Source organism: Desmonostoc vinosum (assembly GCF_059505385.1).
The window spans coordinates 1-17051 of record NZ_JCACKM010000147.1 but is presented as its reverse complement, the minus strand read 5'-3'; the positions used below and the strand labels follow the sequence as shown (position 1 = coordinate 17051).

At 40.5% G+C, this 17051-nt stretch carries 11 protein-coding genes; 3 read left to right on the top strand and 8 right to left on the bottom strand.

What is annotated here, in order from left to right; genetic code table 11:
• Window positions 1-56: 56 nt before the first annotated feature.
• The 4 genes from AC5JMF_RS21030 to def form a co-directional block, all read right to left on the bottom strand.
• Window positions 57-2444: a single-stranded-DNA-specific exonuclease RecJ gene (locus tag AC5JMF_RS21030; RefSeq protein ID WP_495797656.1), complete on the bottom strand. Its 2388-nt coding sequence runs from the start codon at window positions 2442-2444 to the stop codon at window positions 57-59.
• 447 nt (window positions 2445-2891) lie between these two features.
• Window positions 2892-3725, bottom strand: a complete 834-nt coding sequence (locus AC5JMF_RS21025; protein ID WP_495797658.1) for a PD-(D/E)XK nuclease family protein — start codon at window positions 3723-3725, stop codon at window positions 2892-2894.
• Between the two features lie 245 nt (window positions 3726-3970).
• Window positions 3971-4174, bottom strand: coding sequence for a hypothetical protein (locus AC5JMF_RS21020; RefSeq protein WP_495797655.1), 204 nt, complete (start codon window positions 4172-4174; stop codon window positions 3971-3973).
• Between the two features lie 12 nt (window positions 4175-4186).
• Window positions 4187-4750 (bottom strand): peptide deformylase, encoded by a 564-nt coding sequence (def, locus tag AC5JMF_RS21015; RefSeq protein ID WP_495797654.1) that lies wholly within the window; start codon window positions 4748-4750, stop codon window positions 4187-4189.
• Between the two features lie 238 nt (window positions 4751-4988).
• Between def and AC5JMF_RS21010 the strand changes: the two genes are divergently transcribed.
• The 3 genes from AC5JMF_RS21010 (at window position 4989) to AC5JMF_RS21000 (ending at window position 7372) form a co-directional block, all read left to right on the top strand.
• Window positions 4989-5255, top strand: a complete 267-nt coding sequence (locus AC5JMF_RS21010; RefSeq protein WP_495797653.1) for an NAD-binding protein — start codon at window positions 4989-4991, stop codon at window positions 5253-5255.
• A 339-nt stretch (window positions 5256-5594) separates the two neighbouring features.
• Window positions 5595-6497 (top strand): cell division protein FtsX, encoded by a 903-nt coding sequence (locus tag AC5JMF_RS21005; protein ID WP_495797652.1) that lies wholly within the window; start codon window positions 5595-5597, stop codon window positions 6495-6497.
• A gap of 65 nt (window positions 6498-6562) precedes the next feature.
• Window positions 6563-7372, top strand: coding sequence for a DUF3598 family protein (locus AC5JMF_RS21000; protein WP_495797657.1), 810 nt, complete (start codon window positions 6563-6565; stop codon window positions 7370-7372).
• Between the two features lie 99 nt (window positions 7373-7471).
• Here the strand turns inward: AC5JMF_RS21000 and AC5JMF_RS20995 are convergent, their stop codons facing one another.
• From AC5JMF_RS20995 to nadC, 4 genes are all read right to left on the bottom strand, one after another.
• Entirely contained in the window at window positions 7472-9259 is a 1788-nt protein-coding gene (locus AC5JMF_RS20995) for a choice-of-anchor Q domain-containing protein (RefSeq protein WP_495797651.1), read from the bottom strand.
• Between the two features lie 748 nt (window positions 9260-10007).
• Window positions 10008-13505 (bottom strand): PAS domain S-box protein, encoded by a 3498-nt coding sequence (locus tag AC5JMF_RS20990; RefSeq protein ID WP_495797650.1) that lies wholly within the window; start codon window positions 13503-13505, stop codon window positions 10008-10010.
• Between the two features lie 450 nt (window positions 13506-13955).
• The gene (locus tag AC5JMF_RS20985) at window positions 13956-15509 is read right to left on the bottom strand and encodes a phytoene desaturase family protein (RefSeq protein WP_495797649.1); all 1554 of its coding nucleotides are present in this window, start codon (window positions 15507-15509) and stop codon (window positions 13956-13958) included.
• Window positions 15510-16065: 556 nt separating this feature from the next.
• Complete coding sequence (nadC, locus tag AC5JMF_RS20980) at window positions 16066-16932, bottom strand: carboxylating nicotinate-nucleotide diphosphorylase (protein WP_495797648.1); 867 nt, start codon at window positions 16930-16932, stop codon at window positions 16066-16068.
• Window positions 16933-17051: the final 119 nt, after the last annotated feature.

The following is a 17051-nucleotide window of genomic DNA, read 5'->3' as shown; positions in this document are numbered from 1 at the left end:
CCACAAGAGTTTTATTTAATTTGATTATGTAATTTAGATGTTTTTTAGCTTAGTCCCTAATCCCCAGTCCCCATCTTAATCATCGCCACAATAGTAGATAAGGGTACTTCAGCAAAATACTTTCGCTGAAATTGTTCTTCTCGGATAGCTGCTAAAAATTGTCCAACAGCTGTTAAGGAAGAGGGGCTATTTCCTTCGGCAAGATTTTGTATGTTATCAAACTGCAAATAACGGTCTTGTAATTTGATTGTGAACCCTAAGCATCTTAAAGCTTTTAACCCCCAAATTAGAGTTTGATCGCTGATGCCAAGTTTCTCTAAAAGTTGCACGCGGGTAACTAGTTGCTTTGTCCGACTCAGGTATTTAGCAATACCTATCAGCGTCAACCAAATTTCTTGAGGTGGTTGTAGGTTGGGTTTAGACCAGGCGATCGCTAATTGTTGTTGATTATATAATGAGCGTTTCCACCAAGCACGTAAATCATCCCAGCTGGCAGGGCATTCTTCGATAATTAGTGTTGATGGATGATTAATAACCGATAAATTTTCCTGGTTGCGCCAATCTAAAATGTGTGCTGATTGTTGAGTTGCCAATGTTGAGTTGGCACTGGAACGTAGAGCTATTAATCTGATTTCGTAGCGTTTTTTAAAGGTGTTGTAATCTAGTTCTGCTATGCAATCACATCTACCTATTGGCAATTCATCTTTATAGTGTCCCCACCAAATCCCCGGAAAACCGCTTCTAATAGAGTCATCGCGAATATCAAACTCTGTTTTAATGTACTGTACTTTTTTACCTTGCCAATCTTGTTGATTACGATGCCAAGCGTTTTCAAACCAGCAGTTTTGAATTAGTAATTTTGGGACGGGGTTGCCCATTCCACAAGGTTCTAGTAGTTTTAGTTCCAAAAATAACTCTTTTCCCAAGTCTGCAACTGTCACCACTAAATCTGCTTGCACTGTTGGGGTTAAGGTGGTGCTGCCAAGAGTTTGCCGCAACTGCTGATTTATCGCCGCTGTAAATAAAGGAATATTCTCCGCCAACAAACTCAACCCCGCTGCAAAGGGATGTCCCCCAAAACGATGCAACAAATGTGCTTGGTCTTTCACTAATTGGTATAAATCGACAGAATTTACAGAACGGGCAGAACCACGCGCGAGGGTATTAGTGCTATAAGACGGGGACGCAGGGATAATTTTATTCTCCGTGTCCCCGCGTCCTCGCATCTCCGTGTCTGCTGAGAAAGTGCCTTCTGTACTCAATAAAATTGTGGGGCGTCCTGTCTCTTGTGCTACTTGTCCGGCGACTAAGCCTAATACACCTACAGGCCATTGGGGATCTGCTAAAACAATGACGCTAGTGGTTGATAGGTCTAGCTGGGTAAGCTTTTGCGCTACTTGCGCTTGTACATCTTTTTGAAGAGATTTGCGGCGGGCGTTTGCTAGTTCTGTAACTTCGGCAAGTTCATTACAACGTTTGGTGTTGCGGCTTGTCAATAATTCTACGCAAAAGCTAGCATCACCTTGAATGCGACTAACGGCATTGATTCGCGGCCCTAAACCGAAGGAGATATCTGTGGGGCGATCGCCATTTTTCTGACATAATTCTAATAATCGCCCCACACCCGGCCGTCGTCTGGCTGTGGCTAGTTGTTTAAAATCTTCTTGCAATCTTTGAATGCCCAATTGGGCTAAATAGCGACAATCTCCACTTAAGCGCACCAAATCGGCAATTAATCCTACAGCCACTAAATCTAATAAATCACCCAATGGATGTTGGGGAACATCAGGCAGTGTTTGATAAAGCGCTTCCACTAATTTGTATGCCACCGCCACCCCAGAAAGATGAAATAAGGGATGTTCGTTTGGTAAATAGCGGGGGTTGATAATCGCTGCGACTGGTGGACGTTCTACGGGTAAGGTATGGTGGTCTGTAACAATCACATCTATGCCTAACTGTTTTGCATAGATAATTTCATCGATATTTGTACTACCTGTGTCGCAAGTAACTATTAGCTTGCAACCTTGTTTTGCTAAATTATCAATCCCTGGATGATTGAGTCCGTGAGATTCTGTTAAACGATTGGGAATATGATAGGTTAATTGCTGATTTTGGATCAAAAACTGTCCCAAGCCATCCCAAAGTACAGCAGTAGAGGTGATGCCATCAGCGTCGAAGTCTCCCCAAATAGCAACTTTTTCTTGAGTGTTTCGCACTTGTTGTAACCGCGCTATCGCTAGATGCATTTCTTGCCCAAACGCAAAGGGACTCGCTGATTGATAAGCTTGATAGTTAATAAAAGTAGCTAATTGTTTATGATCTTTAATTCCTCGTTGCCACAATAATTGGGCAGCAAAAAGTCCTTTTGATGCAGGTGTATGGTGTTTTACCGCCTGGATAAACCACTCTGGAGGTTGTTCGGTTGCTGTCAAAATCCACTGCATTGTTTTGGGGACTGGGGATTGGGGATTGGGGACTGGGGACTGGGGATTGGGGATTGGGGACTGGGGATTGGGGATTGGGGACTGGGAATTGGGAATTGGGAATTGGGAATTGTCATTTGTTATTAATTATTCTCCGCGTCTCCGCGTCTCCGCGTCTCCCCACTCCCTACTCATCAGATTCCGTAACTAGGGGGTTGAGGAGTACTTCATTGACGGCGCTATCGGGTTTACGGGCGCGAATGGCGGGACGATATCATCAATACCTAATTCGCGAACATAAGTCGCTTCAGTGTTATCAAAGTTTTTCATAAATTTAGGGAGTAGGGAGGAGCCACTGCCGTCAAGTGTCGTTGGGAGTAGGGAATGGGAAATGAGGATTACAAAAATTCTTTCCTAGTACCCAGTCCCCAGTACCCAGTACCCAATCCCTGTTTACAAAACAAAATATCAAAGCGATATTTCTTCAATGGTATCGAGATTTGTCCATGAGTTTTTGGTATAGTCTCCACCAAGCGGTGCATCATGAGATGGCTCTTCTGGTGTGGCTTGTGTACGTTCACATCGGTTAGCAAACTGACAAAAATTGCAGGTTTTATTACCCTCTGATACTTGGGGAAATGGTACGTTTTTTTGGTAGTCTTTTAGCCAGTTGGTTAACTGACTCAATAGTTGATTAAGTTTCTTGCCTGTTTGTTGATGATGAGTAGTATTATAGCTAAATGTAATATTTTGCGGTTTGCCTTCAGACTGGACAAACCAATAAGCCATCGAAATATTTTCTGGTGAATATTTGCTAGTTTCAGCCAACACATACAGATAAAGGCGCGTTTGCCAATTTTGTTCTAACTTGCGTCTGTTAGGCGGTTGGGGATAAGTTTTCCAGTCGAGAATTTGGGCTTGGTGGTTATCTGCAATCAATAAATCATAAACAACGATGAGTAAATAATCTTGAACTTGCAAAGTCCGATAGTGTTCGCTTTCACGAAAAGTTTGATTATTGGTTGCAGGCGTTAAAATTTCTGGTGCAGCATTGGTAAAACCTATCATCCAGCTTTGCAGTTGAGTATCTGTTTGCAAAAAACTTTCTATTGGTAAGCCCATTTCTCGCTGTTGCATCAATAGGTGAAAGCGACTACCTAAAGTTTGCTTTTCCTCGTGTTCGGGATCTGAGGGTGAGTTGAGTTTTTCTAAATATGTGTGTTGAAATTTGCGGGGACAAGCTGCTAGCAAGTTTAGTTGTCCTTGAGACAGCCGTAATAGTTGGGTGGGAGTTGACAACATGCTTCTATGTGACAGATTTAACAGCAGGGCAGGAAGTAACCCTGAAAGCTGGCGGCATAAGCTGTTCCACATATAACTTGCATAATTAGGGCGGGCAAGATGCCCACCCCACAAGAGTTTTATTTAATTTGATTATGTAATTTAGATGTTTTTTAGCTTAGTTATGAAGACGAAGAGAAAAATAAAAGGCAAAAGGATAGACTGACATTTATCTTCATCCTTTTACCTTTTCATATACCTGATGCTTATTTAATGTTAGCCCTTGCGTCCCTCACTGCAACAACAAAAAATAATCCTGTTAGAGGAATACTTAATCCTAAAATAATTGCAGTGATTTGGACGCCCAAATCTGGTTGTCCAGAACTGAGTTCAAAAATGGAACCGACAGCTGCGATCGCTGTTACACAAGAACCAGCTAAAAATATACCGCTTTTTGGAGTTAAATACACTACTAGATCACCCTATACTACTGGTTTCACGGCTTGATACGAAAAGCCATTCTTAGATAACTCTTGGGCCAAAGTCAAGGAGTTCTCTACACGGTCTACAAATACTACACCATTGAGGTGATCCATCTCGTGCTGAATGCAGCGTCCTAGGAGGTCGTTTGCTTTTAATGTTTGGGGACGCCCATACTCATCTTTATAGGCTATTTCTACGACATTGGGACGCTTCACGTCTAGGTATACATTGGGGATACTCAAACACCCTTCTTGGGCGACGCCGATGTCACGGCTGACTTGTTTAATCGTGGGGTTAATCAAAATTAAAGGTTGATTAGCGGCGTTCTCTGGTTCCAAATCAATGACGATTAGTTGTTTATGAACTCCTACTTGGGGCGCAGCCAAACCAATACCATCTTTGCTGTACATAGTTTGCAGCATTTCGCGCACCAATTGACGAATTTCGTCATCTACTTTTGCAATCCGCTTTGCGGCTTGACGCAGGACGCGATCGCCTAAATAATGAAGCTCCAAAGGCGGATTTTTTAACTTTTTTTTCTCAACAGCAATTTCGGAGGGCATGAGTCTCAATGGCTAGATGGTGAAAATTCCTACTACTTTAATTCTATCAATCGTCAGTTAGTCCTAGTTGAGTGGGAGTAGAGAGGAATGTGGTTCGACTTATATGATCGCAGATGCTACACATAGCTTGCTACCGCGTAGGGGTACGCGGTAAATTAGCGTAGCCGAAACTTGCCAACTGGGGATGAGGAAGTAAGTAGTGTACTTAGATTTTAGAATGTCAACAATCTAATTTTTTATGAATTCAGCAGCAGCATTCACTCTATATCAACAAACAACTAAGAAAGCAATGTTGGAATCGGAAAATTATGATGCGGAATTTCCTTTGCAATGGATGCAGAAAGACTTACATATGGTAGCGATCGCAGCTAATGAGGCAGGTGTAGCAATCCCAGTTACCAGTACTGTTAAAGAAGTATATCGTTTAGCGATGCAGCAAGGGCTGAGTCAACAAGATTTTTCAGCTATCTATAGTTTTCTTAAACAAGGAATTAGCAACGCGTAAAAGATGGTGTTGGTAAACTTTGCACTGTCGAGTATAAATGGTGGTATTATCTCACGCCAAGATGCATACAACCGAAGTGGCTTCTTGAAGAGTAGACGCAAAGCTGTACTTAGCGCCTTGGCGTTAAATAATTCGTAATTCGTAATGACGCGACGCTCCTGTGTCGCTCTAAGCGAAGCTATGCCGTAGGCTTTACGCTGACGCTCGTACCTCGCTACCGCTGCGCTAACGTAATTAAGTTTTGTATTGGGGGTTAAATCCTAACACAAAACTTGCCAGTTATAGAACCGGGGGACTTAAACCCACGGAACTGGTTAAATACAGCTTTTGGAGTGATTTGTGTTGAAATTTTTTACGAAACTAGACTACCTACTCAAAGAAACTGTCCTCGGTTTATTGCGGGGCGGTTGGATGAATTGGGCAGCGGTAAGTACTGTCACGGTGTTACTGTTTTTATTTGGCTTGAGTTTGCAAACTTCTTGGCAAGTCGAGAAACTTCTCAACCAATTTGGTAGCCAGCTAGAGATATCAGTTTATCTTGAGTCAAGTACACCAGCCGCAAGTATTGAGCCATATGTGGCAAAAATTCCGGATGTGGTGGCGATGCAAACAATTACTAAAGAACAAGCTTGGACTAAGTTAGTTAAGGAACTGGGTATTTCTGATATTGAAGGCGCTACTCAGCAGCTTGAAGAAAATCCTTTAGTTGATGAGATTAAGGTAAAAGCACGTAATTCTCAAGTTGTTCCAGCTTTGGCCACGCAATTGGCAAAGTTGCCAGGAGTCGATACGGTGCAGTATGTAGATGAAGCAGTCAAACGCATCGCCCAGTTACATCGGGGCCTCAATTGGATCACTTTAACAATTACAATTATCCTAACGACAACTGCGATCGCTGTCACCAGCACCACAACTCGCCTCATTGTCATGGCACGTCGCCGCGAAATTGAAATTATGCAGCTAGTAGGAGCAACTTCTGCGTGGATTTATCTACCATTCATTTTACAAGGAATTACTTTTGGTTTAGTCGGTGGTGCGATCGCTTGGAGTTTTATTTCTGTGATTCAACAGTTTATTGCTAAACTACTAACCAATCAACCTGAGTTTATTCAGTTTATTACCAATGGCTTACAACTCACGACTGCACAAATTTTATTATTACCTTTAATTCTCTTAAGCTTTGGGGCAACTGTAGGATTAATAGGGAGCTTGTTTGCTGTACGACATTTTGCTAAAAGTTAGTCATTGGTCATTGGTCATTGGTTTTGAACAAATGACCAATGACGAAGAACAAAGGACAAATGACTATGAAATCTCAATGGGAATCTTTTCTGCAAAATCTCGGTGTTTGGGAAGGTTCATTTACGAATTTTTCTCCCCAAGGCGCATTTCTTAAAGATATTCCTAGCCGTCTGACTTTGGAAGGTTTGAACGATAACCAAAAAGTACGCCTAACTCTGTGTCGTTCAGAACTAAACGATATGGTCTTAGAGTTCACTTCTGTAGGCGGGAGTCTGCTGTTTTTTGAAAATGGCGCTTTTTCTCAAGGTTCAATTCAGTTAGCACCATTTGTCGAATTTGGCGCAGAATTTAGTCTCATTCATGAAAATCGCCGCTTACGTCTGGTGCAGATGTTTGATCAAAATGGTCAATTAAACAAACTAACGCTAATTCGAGAACATTTAGCCGGAACTCCACCAGCAGAACGTTCAGCCTTGCAGATAGAGGACTTGTTGGGAAAATGGCAAGGTCAAGCAGTGACGATTTATCGAGATTGGCGATCGCCTGATGTTTATCCTACAACATTGCAAGTACAAATCGATCAAACTGGGCGATTAATTCAAAGTACTTGTTTTGGCGATCGCACAATTACTTCAACAGCCACCATCAAGGACTCTATCATCCTCTTCGATCAAGATCCACACAAGCAAGTGCAAGTTTTGTTGCTACCTGATGGCGCTTCTGCAACTTCTCCACTCAAAGCACAGTTACATCAACCTTTATTTTTGGAAATGGGTTGGCTAATTCAACCAAACTTACGCCAGCGAATGATTCGTAGCTATAACGATAAAGGCGAATGGGTTAACCTCACCCTAGTTACTGAAGAAAAAATTTAACCCCAAGGAAATCTTTCCCATAAGTTCCGATGGGTGAACACTTTAATCTTTAAAACTGGGTAAGGTTTATAAAATGTCTTTCTTAGGAGTTTAAGCCAATTAAAACACGAAATTTTTGGCTTGATTCACAGCACTTACAGATAAATTTTTCACAGTTATCATCTTCATTCCTCGTCCATGACCAGATGAACCATCCGGGTCAATTAAAATCATGGTATCAGTTCCTGTCTTTTCAAAGCGTAAGTAACCGCCTGAAGTCGCCATCACAAAGTTGAGATTACCTAAACTCAAACTCTGAAAAAGTGGTTTTAGAACAATTTTATCTATCCCTGCCTTAAAATCAGTGATGATATCTCCTGCATCTCGAATGTTTCTATAAACAAACTTGTCTGCACCATGACCACCTGTGAGAATATCCTTTCCTTGAAAACCAGTAATAATATCATCGCCAACAGTACCAGTAATCTTATTGCGGCCAGCAGTACCATTAATTACATTCATTGCCACCTCAAAAGCACCAATATCAACTTTGTCGCCAGAGAGGCGTTTGAAACCAGAACCGCGCTGATCAAAAGGTATTTTTTCGGTAGTATTGCCATCACCATCTAAGTCAGTAATATCCACAGGTATATCTGCATTATTCCCGCCATTGATGGCACGGCTACTAGTTACAAGGGCATGGGTTTTTACAGAACCACCGTTGATTTGCAATTTAATATCGAGAACTTTTGTAATGTCAACATTTAGCTGTTCGCTAGCTTTAAAACCTTTGCTACTACCGAGTTTACCGATGAGGTTAAAGCCATTACTGATAAATTTACCTCCCACATCGGGGTTGATACTAGTAGTGGAATCGTTTTCAAAGTTATCAAAGTTACCAGCGATAATACTGTTTTTTACTGTTACAGTACCAGAGCCTAAGTTGTAAATACCTCCAGGTCTACCTATATTATAAAAGTTATAGGCAGTGTTGAGTGTAATGGTACTATTACTTACCGTTGTTGTACCTTCATTATAGATGCCACCACCTGATTCTGCTTGGTTGCCGCTGATGGTGCTGTTGCTGAGTGTGAGAACACCAAAGTTATAAATACCACCACCACCATTATCAATAGTTATCTGGTTGCCACTGATGGTGCTATTAATTACAGTAGATTTACCAGCATTATAAATACCACCGCCGTAATAGAAGGCATTATTATCACTGATAGTAGTACTGTTGACTGTCAGAGTTCCTGAGCTGGAATTATAGATCCCACCTCCTAAATTAGCTCCTCCGCCGTTATCACTGATAGTGCTGCTACTAATTTTAAGAATGCCAGTGTTGTAGACACCACCGCCAGTTCCATTATATATAGTACCATTTTCGCTGATACTACTATTGCTAATTGTAAGGGTGCCTGTATTATAAATACCACCGCCTTGATCTGCTAAGTTCTTACTGATGGTGCTATTGCTAAGTGTTAATTCGCCAGAATTGTATATACCGCTACCAAGATAGCCAAAGTTGCCATTGATGATGCTGTCGCTCAAATTCAAAGTACCAAAATTGATGATGCCACCGCCACCAATGGTATCGACATCAGAGTAACCACCAGTAATAGTTAAATTTGCAATTTCAACAGCGATCGCATCTTTAATTTCCAAAACACGACTGGCATCGTTACCATTAATTGTGAGCAATTTCGCATCTGTGCCATCAATGCTAAGGTCATCTTCAATAATGAGACTACTACCGCCAAGAGTAATGGTATCAGAGATTTTGTCAGTAAATATTCCGTCAAATTTGATGATATCTTTGCCAGCTTTGGAATTAGCATTGCTAATTGCCTGCCGTAGAGAACCGATGCCGCTGTCGTTGGTGTTAGTAACGCTAAATATGGACATTGATGATCACCGAGGTTATTTGCTTAGGTAGACGAGAGTTTGACTAGAAATTTGTATTTGTAGCAGTTTACATGTGGAAATTTATTGATCTAGAAAACTAGTCAATATACTTGTGAATTTGACTGGCAATTAAAGATGGAAAACAAGATTTGAGCGAATTATATCTAGAAAGAATTCCGCAGCCGAAAATCGGTATGAATTCTTTATGTACAACTGTTTTTTACAACACCGATAGTAAATGTATGCTAATAAATAAAACTCATTTTAAGAAATCAGTTTATTTAGGATATTCCTTGCTTGAAAAAACTATCGTTTTACTCTGAGAAAGCAGCTTGATAATTTACGCGACTAATATACACAGCCAATTTTGATCATGCTTCTCTGAAAGCGGATAAATCCCGCACGAAAACTCTTCCTCTGGAAAAGAGGAATGTCTAGAAAGGCTGTACTCCATTTAAATGCAAAGTGCTGTATGAATATTTATATAAATGTATGATAAACAACACATTTATTGTGGAATATGATGTATCCTAGTAGGCTTTGCAATTTTGGATTCACAATCTTATTTTTTTGATTGACTTAGAGTATTAAATAAAATTTTTTTTTCGTTTGTCAATAGAAAATTGCAAATCTCCTACTTTTCTCACTTTTCTTACCTTTAGAGAAAAATTGTAGGCGATCGCCTACAAGTGGTTTTTGAACGCAGCAAAAGCTGCGTTCCCTGGCAACGAGACATCGACAGCAAAATCTAGTTCCAGCTTCTAAATAACTGGTGTAAACTCTTCAAAAGTTCCTTTGCTGTATAGGGTTTCGATAAAACTGCTTGCACATCACCACCAGCAGCTTGAGTAAATACTTCTGTAGAGTTCATACCGCTAGAAGCAATAATCCGAATCTGGGGATTCATTCTTTGCAAAGTACGAATGGCTGTAATCCCATCCATTTCTGGCATCATTATATCCATCAAAACGGCGTTTATTTGATGTTTGTGTTGAGCATAAAGTGCAAGCGCCTCGATACCATTACTAGCGGTGAGAATTTTATAATTATGGTTGTCCAGAATGATTGTGGTAATTTCACGAATTTGGGTTTCATCATCCACCACTAAAATTAATTCTCCATTTCCTAGAGGCAGATCCCGCTCTTCCACGCTACATATTTGGGATGCTGCGACTGCTGGTAAAAATAACTTAAATTTGCTGCCTCTACCAACTTGGCTAGATACTTTGATGAAACCGTTGTGACTTTTAACAATGCCCAGTACAGTTGAAAGGCCGAGTCCTGTACCTGTACCAACCTCTTTGGTAGTAAAAAATGGCTCGAATATCCGATCCACAATTTCTGGTGGCATTCCAATTCCGGTATCTGTAACAGTAATCACAGTATAGTCACCTACTTTGGCATCAAGATTCATTCTGGCGTAAGCTTCATCAATGAACTTATTTTCTGCGGAAATTTTGATAGAACCGCCATCTGGCATGGCATCACGAGCGTTTACCACTAGATTCATCAGCACTTGATGCAGTTGGGTAACGTCTCCAGACACAGCAGCAAGATGTTCTGGTATTTCTGAAATAAATTCAATAGATTTGGGAAATGTTTGCTTGGCAATCTGGGTAATTTCTGTAATTAGGTGCTTGACTTGGACAATAACGCGTTCTCCTTTTAATCCTCGTGCAAAGGATAAAACTTGCTTTACTAACCCAGCTCCTCGTTTGGCGTTGTTTTCAATGATCGTTAGTAGTTGCTGAGAACGCTCTTCGTGGTAGATGAATCTTCCCTGTAGTACTTGAGACGCTGCCAAGATGGGTGTCAGTATGTTGTTTAAATCGTGAGCAATGCCTCCTGCAAGGGTGCCAAGGCTTTCTAAGCGTTGAGCGCGTAAAAACTGAGCTTCCAGCTGTTTTTTTTCTGTAATATCAGTATCAACACTAAGGATAGATTTTGGCTGCCCTGTAGCATCATACATTAACGTCCAACGGCTTTCTACAATAATCTCTTTCCCGGATTTGGTAACTTTACGTAATTCACCTTGCCATGAGCCACGTTCGGTGACGCTTTTTAGAGCCACTTCTAGTTGCGGCAAATTTTCTTTTTTATACAAGAATGTTTCAATCTTCTGTCCTAAAACTTTCTCTACCTGCCAACCATACATCTTCTCTGCGCTTTGATTCCAGAATAAGATTTGGGATGCAAAATCTCGAACCAAAATTGCATCGGTAGCAATATCTAGCAAAGCAGCTTGTTCTTTAATTTTTTGTTCAGCCTGTTTGCGATCGCAGATATCCCTAGTTGTACCAATCATCCGCACAGCCTGGCCAATTTCGTTATAGTATACCTGACCTCTACCGTTCAACCAGTGGATGCTGCCGTCGCCCCAAACAACTCGGTAATCCAAGGCGGTTGGAGTTCCTTGTTGAATACTGTGGGCCACAGCTTGAGCGACAGTTTCGCGGTCTTCTGGATGAATTAAACTGAGATATTCTTCATAGGTGGCACACGCACCAATCGGTAGGCCAAATAATGGCCCGGTGTTGGGAGACCAGACAACCTCTTTGGTGAGGAGGTTCCAATCCCATATACCCATATGAGCAGTTTCTAAAGCCAAAGTCAGTCTTGCCTCACTTTCTCGCAGTGATTGTTCTACTTGCTTGCGTTCGGTGATATCTTCGGCAATGCCTCCATAGGAATAAAGATTTCCTTGTTCATCTTGAATAGCAAAACCGCGATCCCAAATCCAACGAATCACTCCGTCGGGTCGCAAAATTCGATATTCTGTATCTGAAGGTTTACCCAAAGATTGTTGCTCTAGTTTGAGCATGAGGCGATCGCAATCTTCTGGATGAACTGTATACATCCAAGATTTGGGATCGTCACGCAGACTTTGACAAGAACGCCCATAAATTTTTTCATAAGCTGGGTTAACGTATAAGTTTTCTCCTTCCAGATTGGCAAACCAAATCACTGCATGGGTATTCTTCGCAAAATGGCGAAATCTTTCTTCACTCTTTCGTAGTGCTTCCGCTATTTGTTTGCGTTCAGTAATGTCTCTGCCAACACCTTGAGCTTCCACAACTTCTTGGTGTTCATTTTTGATGGCAGTCACATTCCATTGAAACCACCGGACGCCATTAACTGTAATTGTACGCACTTCACCAGTCAGCAAAGTGTGGGGTGGTGATGCTAAATCTGCAATTTTTTCTCTGACTAACGATAAGTCATGCGGACGGAAAAATTGAAAGAAAGATTGTCCGTGAATCTCGTCTTGGTTCCAACCAAATGTTTGACAAGCTGCGAGGTTAGCAAAAGTCAGTCTTCCTTGGAGATCAATTCGGATCACCACGTCGGTTTGGCTTTCTACTAGATGACGATAGAGATTCTCACTCTGCTTTAATGCTTCTTCAGCGCGTTGGCGATCGCTTATTTCCTGTTGTAGAAGTACATTAGACATTACTAGTTCTGCTGTACGTTCTGTAACTCGCTTTTCTAGCTCATTGTAAGCATGGCAGAGTGCTTCTTGTGTTTGTTGGCGATCGCTAACTTTGCCAATCAACTTTTGTTTACACTGTTCATCCCCCACTAATGGGAGATTTTCTAGAGTTTGCTCAAGTTTCTGGCTAACCTGAACAACTCCAATCAATTCTTTTTCTAACCATTCCTTGAAATGATTGCAATAGCAACATACTTCTTCTATTTGCTGATTGGAACGGCTGCATCCGCTTTGAGGTTTTTGTAAAAATTGCTGTAAGCCTTCGATGATCTCCACCATTTTTTCTAAATCCAAAGCTTGCAGCAAGGTAGTCTCAGTAACTACTCCTAACAATTTTCCCTCGTTATCTACAATTGGTAGTTGACTAATTTGATGCTGGCGCAACAACGACAAAGTCGTGAAAATATCTTGAGAATCTGATCGTATTAAAGTAACAAATGGCTCCCTCACCACCTCACTCATTTTCGTTTTGGATAAATCTCTTCCAGAAGCTACCAGCTTAACTACATCTTGCTCAGTAAATATGCTTATTGGCCTTTCTTCTTCAAGAACCAAGACACATCTGGTAGTTTGATGATTCTTAATGCTTGAGGTGAAAGACGAATCTAAGTTATTTTGTGCATATTTAATACTTCGTTCCTGACTCATTAAGACAATAGCTTTGACTACACAACTGTCAGAGCTAATCGTTAAGGGAGAACGATCAATCAAATTATCTAAGGTAAGCAAATCAATCAGTTGATTTTTGAATCGCATAGCTAATTCGTCAATTCCAATTATCTTACTGACATCAAAACGCTATAGCAAAAGATACAGAAAGAAAAATCTTGTAAATCAGTGGCTATTGACCTATTAGAGAGTTTTTATTGAGTTTATTGATAAATATCATCCATCATGTCAACATTGAGAAAATGGTTTGTTGAGACTATAGCTCTAATTATTACCTAATATTAGAATTTGATGAAATTTTGCAGAGGTTAAACTTATTTTATTGTCATATTGAGGATTGATCATCTGTTGCCTCAAGAAATTACCCCGATTTAGTAAATAAAAAAGGGGGTGTAACCCCTATTGCTTTATGTACTTAATTACCCATTGCAGATTAGCTGACGTAAATTTGTTCAATATTGAATTTCAGACTTTATTTTCATAATTTTTACTAATTTTACAGAAAATCATTTAATTTGGGTATTGTATTTATAATATCTACCTGATTAGATATTCTAGTTTTGTTTTGCGCCGGATTAATTTTCCAGTTAGCAATTCTGCTACATCCATACCATTAGCAATTACACCAGGTACGCTGGGATACCCAGCACTCGCTCCTACAAAAAAGAGGTTAGCCAATTCAGTTATGTATCCCAAACGATTTAAGCCAACTTGTTTAGGCACTAACTTTGCACCGTAAATATTGCCTTGTGGTTGTCCCAAATAAAATTTGCTGGTGGTAGGTGTACCATAAACTTTCATCCGAGCGTATTTATCAACATCTGAGATCAAGTCTCGTACACTGCTCATAATTTGTTGATAAACTTCCCGCTTTTTAGCTTTATATGCCTTAGGATCATTTTTATGCAGATATTCAAAAGGATCGTAAGAACAGACAGTAGCAATTTCCAGAACATGATGCCCTTTGGGCCCCATCCCCAGTTCGCTAGATTTCATCGTTGGACAAGATAAAAAGATCCACGGATGGTTAAGGTTTCCTTCTAATTGTTGTTGATATTCTTGATTGAGATCACCTGTGGGATAGTACCAGATATTCCAATTACCAATACCGTAATGTTGTGGTTCAAAACGGCCATCTAAACCCAAGTAAATATTGAAAGCACTGGCTGAATACTCATAACTGGTGAGGCGTTGACGTTCCCTGTAGCTTAAGGCTTCAGAATCGTGCATTAACTCTACTGTTAGCTTAGGATCAAGGTCACTGATATAAGCTTTTGTGGCACGATAAACTTTACCATCGGCAAGTACACTGTGAATGCTATGTTTGCTAACTTGAATGTGGTTAACTAAGGTTGAGTACTTAATTACGCCTCCACCTGATGTAATTGCCTCAGTAATAGTCTCAACAAAATGTCTGAAGTGATGTTTGGGATAGTAAGCCCCTTCTGAATAGTCCCAAACTAAGGAAGTGTGCGTAAGCAGGGCAATTTCCTTTGGTGGTAGTGCATAATCTCCACTTTGCCCAGCTAGCAGTGCTTGTAGTCGCGGCGATAATCCAACATAATTATACAAATCTTGTAAAGTCCAAGACCGCTTCCAAAATAGATTTAAGTATTTTGGCAACTTTAACCAATCAGACAATTTTTGATCATACCAACGTATTTCTTGCACTAAATCACGAATTTCTTGATGTAATTGTTTAATTTCATTGCAATAGCGGTTGATGGCATCCTCTTCTTCTGGGAATGTAGATAGTAAACGCGATCGCAAATTCTCCCATCCTAGAGGAATTTTAAAATCTACCTCTGGCGTGATGACTCTATCAATACAGTCAGAATCAAGACTATTAAAAGCTACACTCCGCTGAATATAGTTGAGAAATTGGTTTATTGTTTGACCTGAACCACATTGAGATATGTAATGTACATCAGCACAAAAGCTATATTCACCATAATCAAAAGTATGACAACATCCACCAGGCAAATAATGCTGTTCTAGAACAGCTACTCGGTAGCCTTGTTGGGTTAAACAAGCCGCAGCCGCAAGTCCACCCAGTCCAGATCCTAAAATCACATAATCGAAGATTTCCATCTCAGCCTCCTGTGGTAATCTTGATTTTTGTTTATTTTGGCGGTATGGTTCTCTATTGCCTTTTTTATTTGTAAAAATGCCAGAATGCTCAGCTTTTTTTCACATAGCTTTGCATTCTTTCCCAAATTCTAATTAAGCAGAAGGTGCAAGGATTTTTCGCCATCAGTAGCGATAATTCCGCTACAACTGCATCTTTAATAATTAGCTGTATATTTTTTGCCGATTCTGACAGCTAACATTATAGATGCCCTAAAAAGGTTTATCTATCTTACCAAAACCAGCTACAAATTTTTATGTTTAGTAACTGATATGTTATGAATAACAAACTGTCTTTAGCTTATCGAAGCCAAAAAAATTTGTTTGTTAATATTTGCTTTTCTTAATAAAAACTCTAGTAATTATCTACTTCACATCGCATAGACTTAATATACGAGTCGAACTAGCAAAATCACTGCTTTATTGGTAATAAATTTACATAAATTTCCAGTAATCGCACGCATTCTCTATTTTCAACCCAATCCCCAGTAGCTAATCACCTGTTCCCAGTTCCTTTCTTTTACAGTAAAATTCTCATACTCAAATCCAACCATTTCGACTGAGTAATCGGCGCACTACTAGAAATATACTCCACACCTGTCTCTGCTACAGCGCGAATCGTCTCCAAAGTTATATTCCCAGAGGCCTCTATTTTTACACGGCTATCTTGTTGACGGATCAACTGCACAGCCTGACGCATTATATCCAATGCCATATTATCCAGCATAATGATGTCGGCTTTGTATTCCAAAGCTTCTTGCACCTGTTTGAGAGTTTCTGTTTCTACTTCTATTGTTAGGGGATAAGGTATTTGGGAACGGATACGCGTAATTGCTAACCCAATTCCCCCAGCAGCTGCGATGTGATTGTCCTTAATCATCACTGCATCATCTAACCCCATGCGATGATTAATCGCTCCTCCCACAGCAGTTGCATACTTTTCTAATAGCCTCAGTCCTGGAGTAGTTTTGCGGGTATCCACCAACTGAGCAGGTAAATCTGCAATTTGCTCTACATATTTATTAGTTAGAGTTGCAATTCCACTTAAACGCATGGCCAAATTAAGTGCGACGCGCTCTCCCATCAGCAGTGCGTCTAACAAGCCATGAACTTCGGCAACTATCTTTCCTGATTCACACCATGTTCCATCAGATGTGATAGCTACAAACTTTACTTTCTCATTTAAATGCTGAAATACCCTAGCTGCAATAGGTAAGCCTGCAATTATTCCTGGGGCTTTTGCTATCCATGTGGCTTTTCCTAAGCTTACATCTTCAACTAATAGACCATTTGTGGTGCGATCGCCCCGACCAATATCTTCCAGGAGCCAGTCATGCAAAAGCGGATCTAACACCAGCCAAGGCGGCAAAACACCAAACTTATTCACGATTCCATGGCTTCCTCAATAACTTCCAGGAATACTGTAACTTAAAACCCTTCATATATAAGGCTTTTAGCGGCTGCGAAAAGTGTTCCAAATAAAATTGGAAAAAGGGGTTGACAGAG

Excerpts from the sequence above, each read along its gene's own strand:
- AC5JMF_RS21030 (WP_495797656.1), bottom strand. The coding sequence starts at position 2,444 with ATGCAGTGGATTTTGACAGCAACCGAACAACCTCCAGAGTGGTTTATC.
- AC5JMF_RS21025 (WP_495797658.1), bottom strand. The coding sequence starts at position 3,725 with ATGTTGTCAACTCCCACCCAACTATTACGGCTGTCTCAAGGACAACTA.
- def (WP_495797654.1), bottom strand. The coding sequence starts at position 4,750 with ATGCCCTCCGAAATTGCTGTTGAGAAAAAAAAGTTAAAAAATCCGCCT.
- AC5JMF_RS21010 (WP_495797653.1), top strand. The coding sequence starts at position 4,989 with ATGAATTCAGCAGCAGCATTCACTCTATATCAACAAACAACTAAGAAA.
- AC5JMF_RS21000 (WP_495797657.1), top strand. The coding sequence starts at position 6,563 with ATGAAATCTCAATGGGAATCTTTTCTGCAAAATCTCGGTGTTTGGGAA.
- AC5JMF_RS20995 (WP_495797651.1), bottom strand. The coding sequence starts at position 9,259 with ATGTCCATATTTAGCGTTACTAACACCAACGACAGCGGCATCGGTTCT.
- AC5JMF_RS20990 (WP_495797650.1), bottom strand. The coding sequence starts at position 13,505 with ATGCGATTCAAAAATCAACTGATTGATTTGCTTACCTTAGATAATTTG.
- AC5JMF_RS20985 (WP_495797649.1), bottom strand. The coding sequence starts at position 15,509 with ATGGAAATCTTCGATTATGTGATTTTAGGATCTGGACTGGGTGGACTT.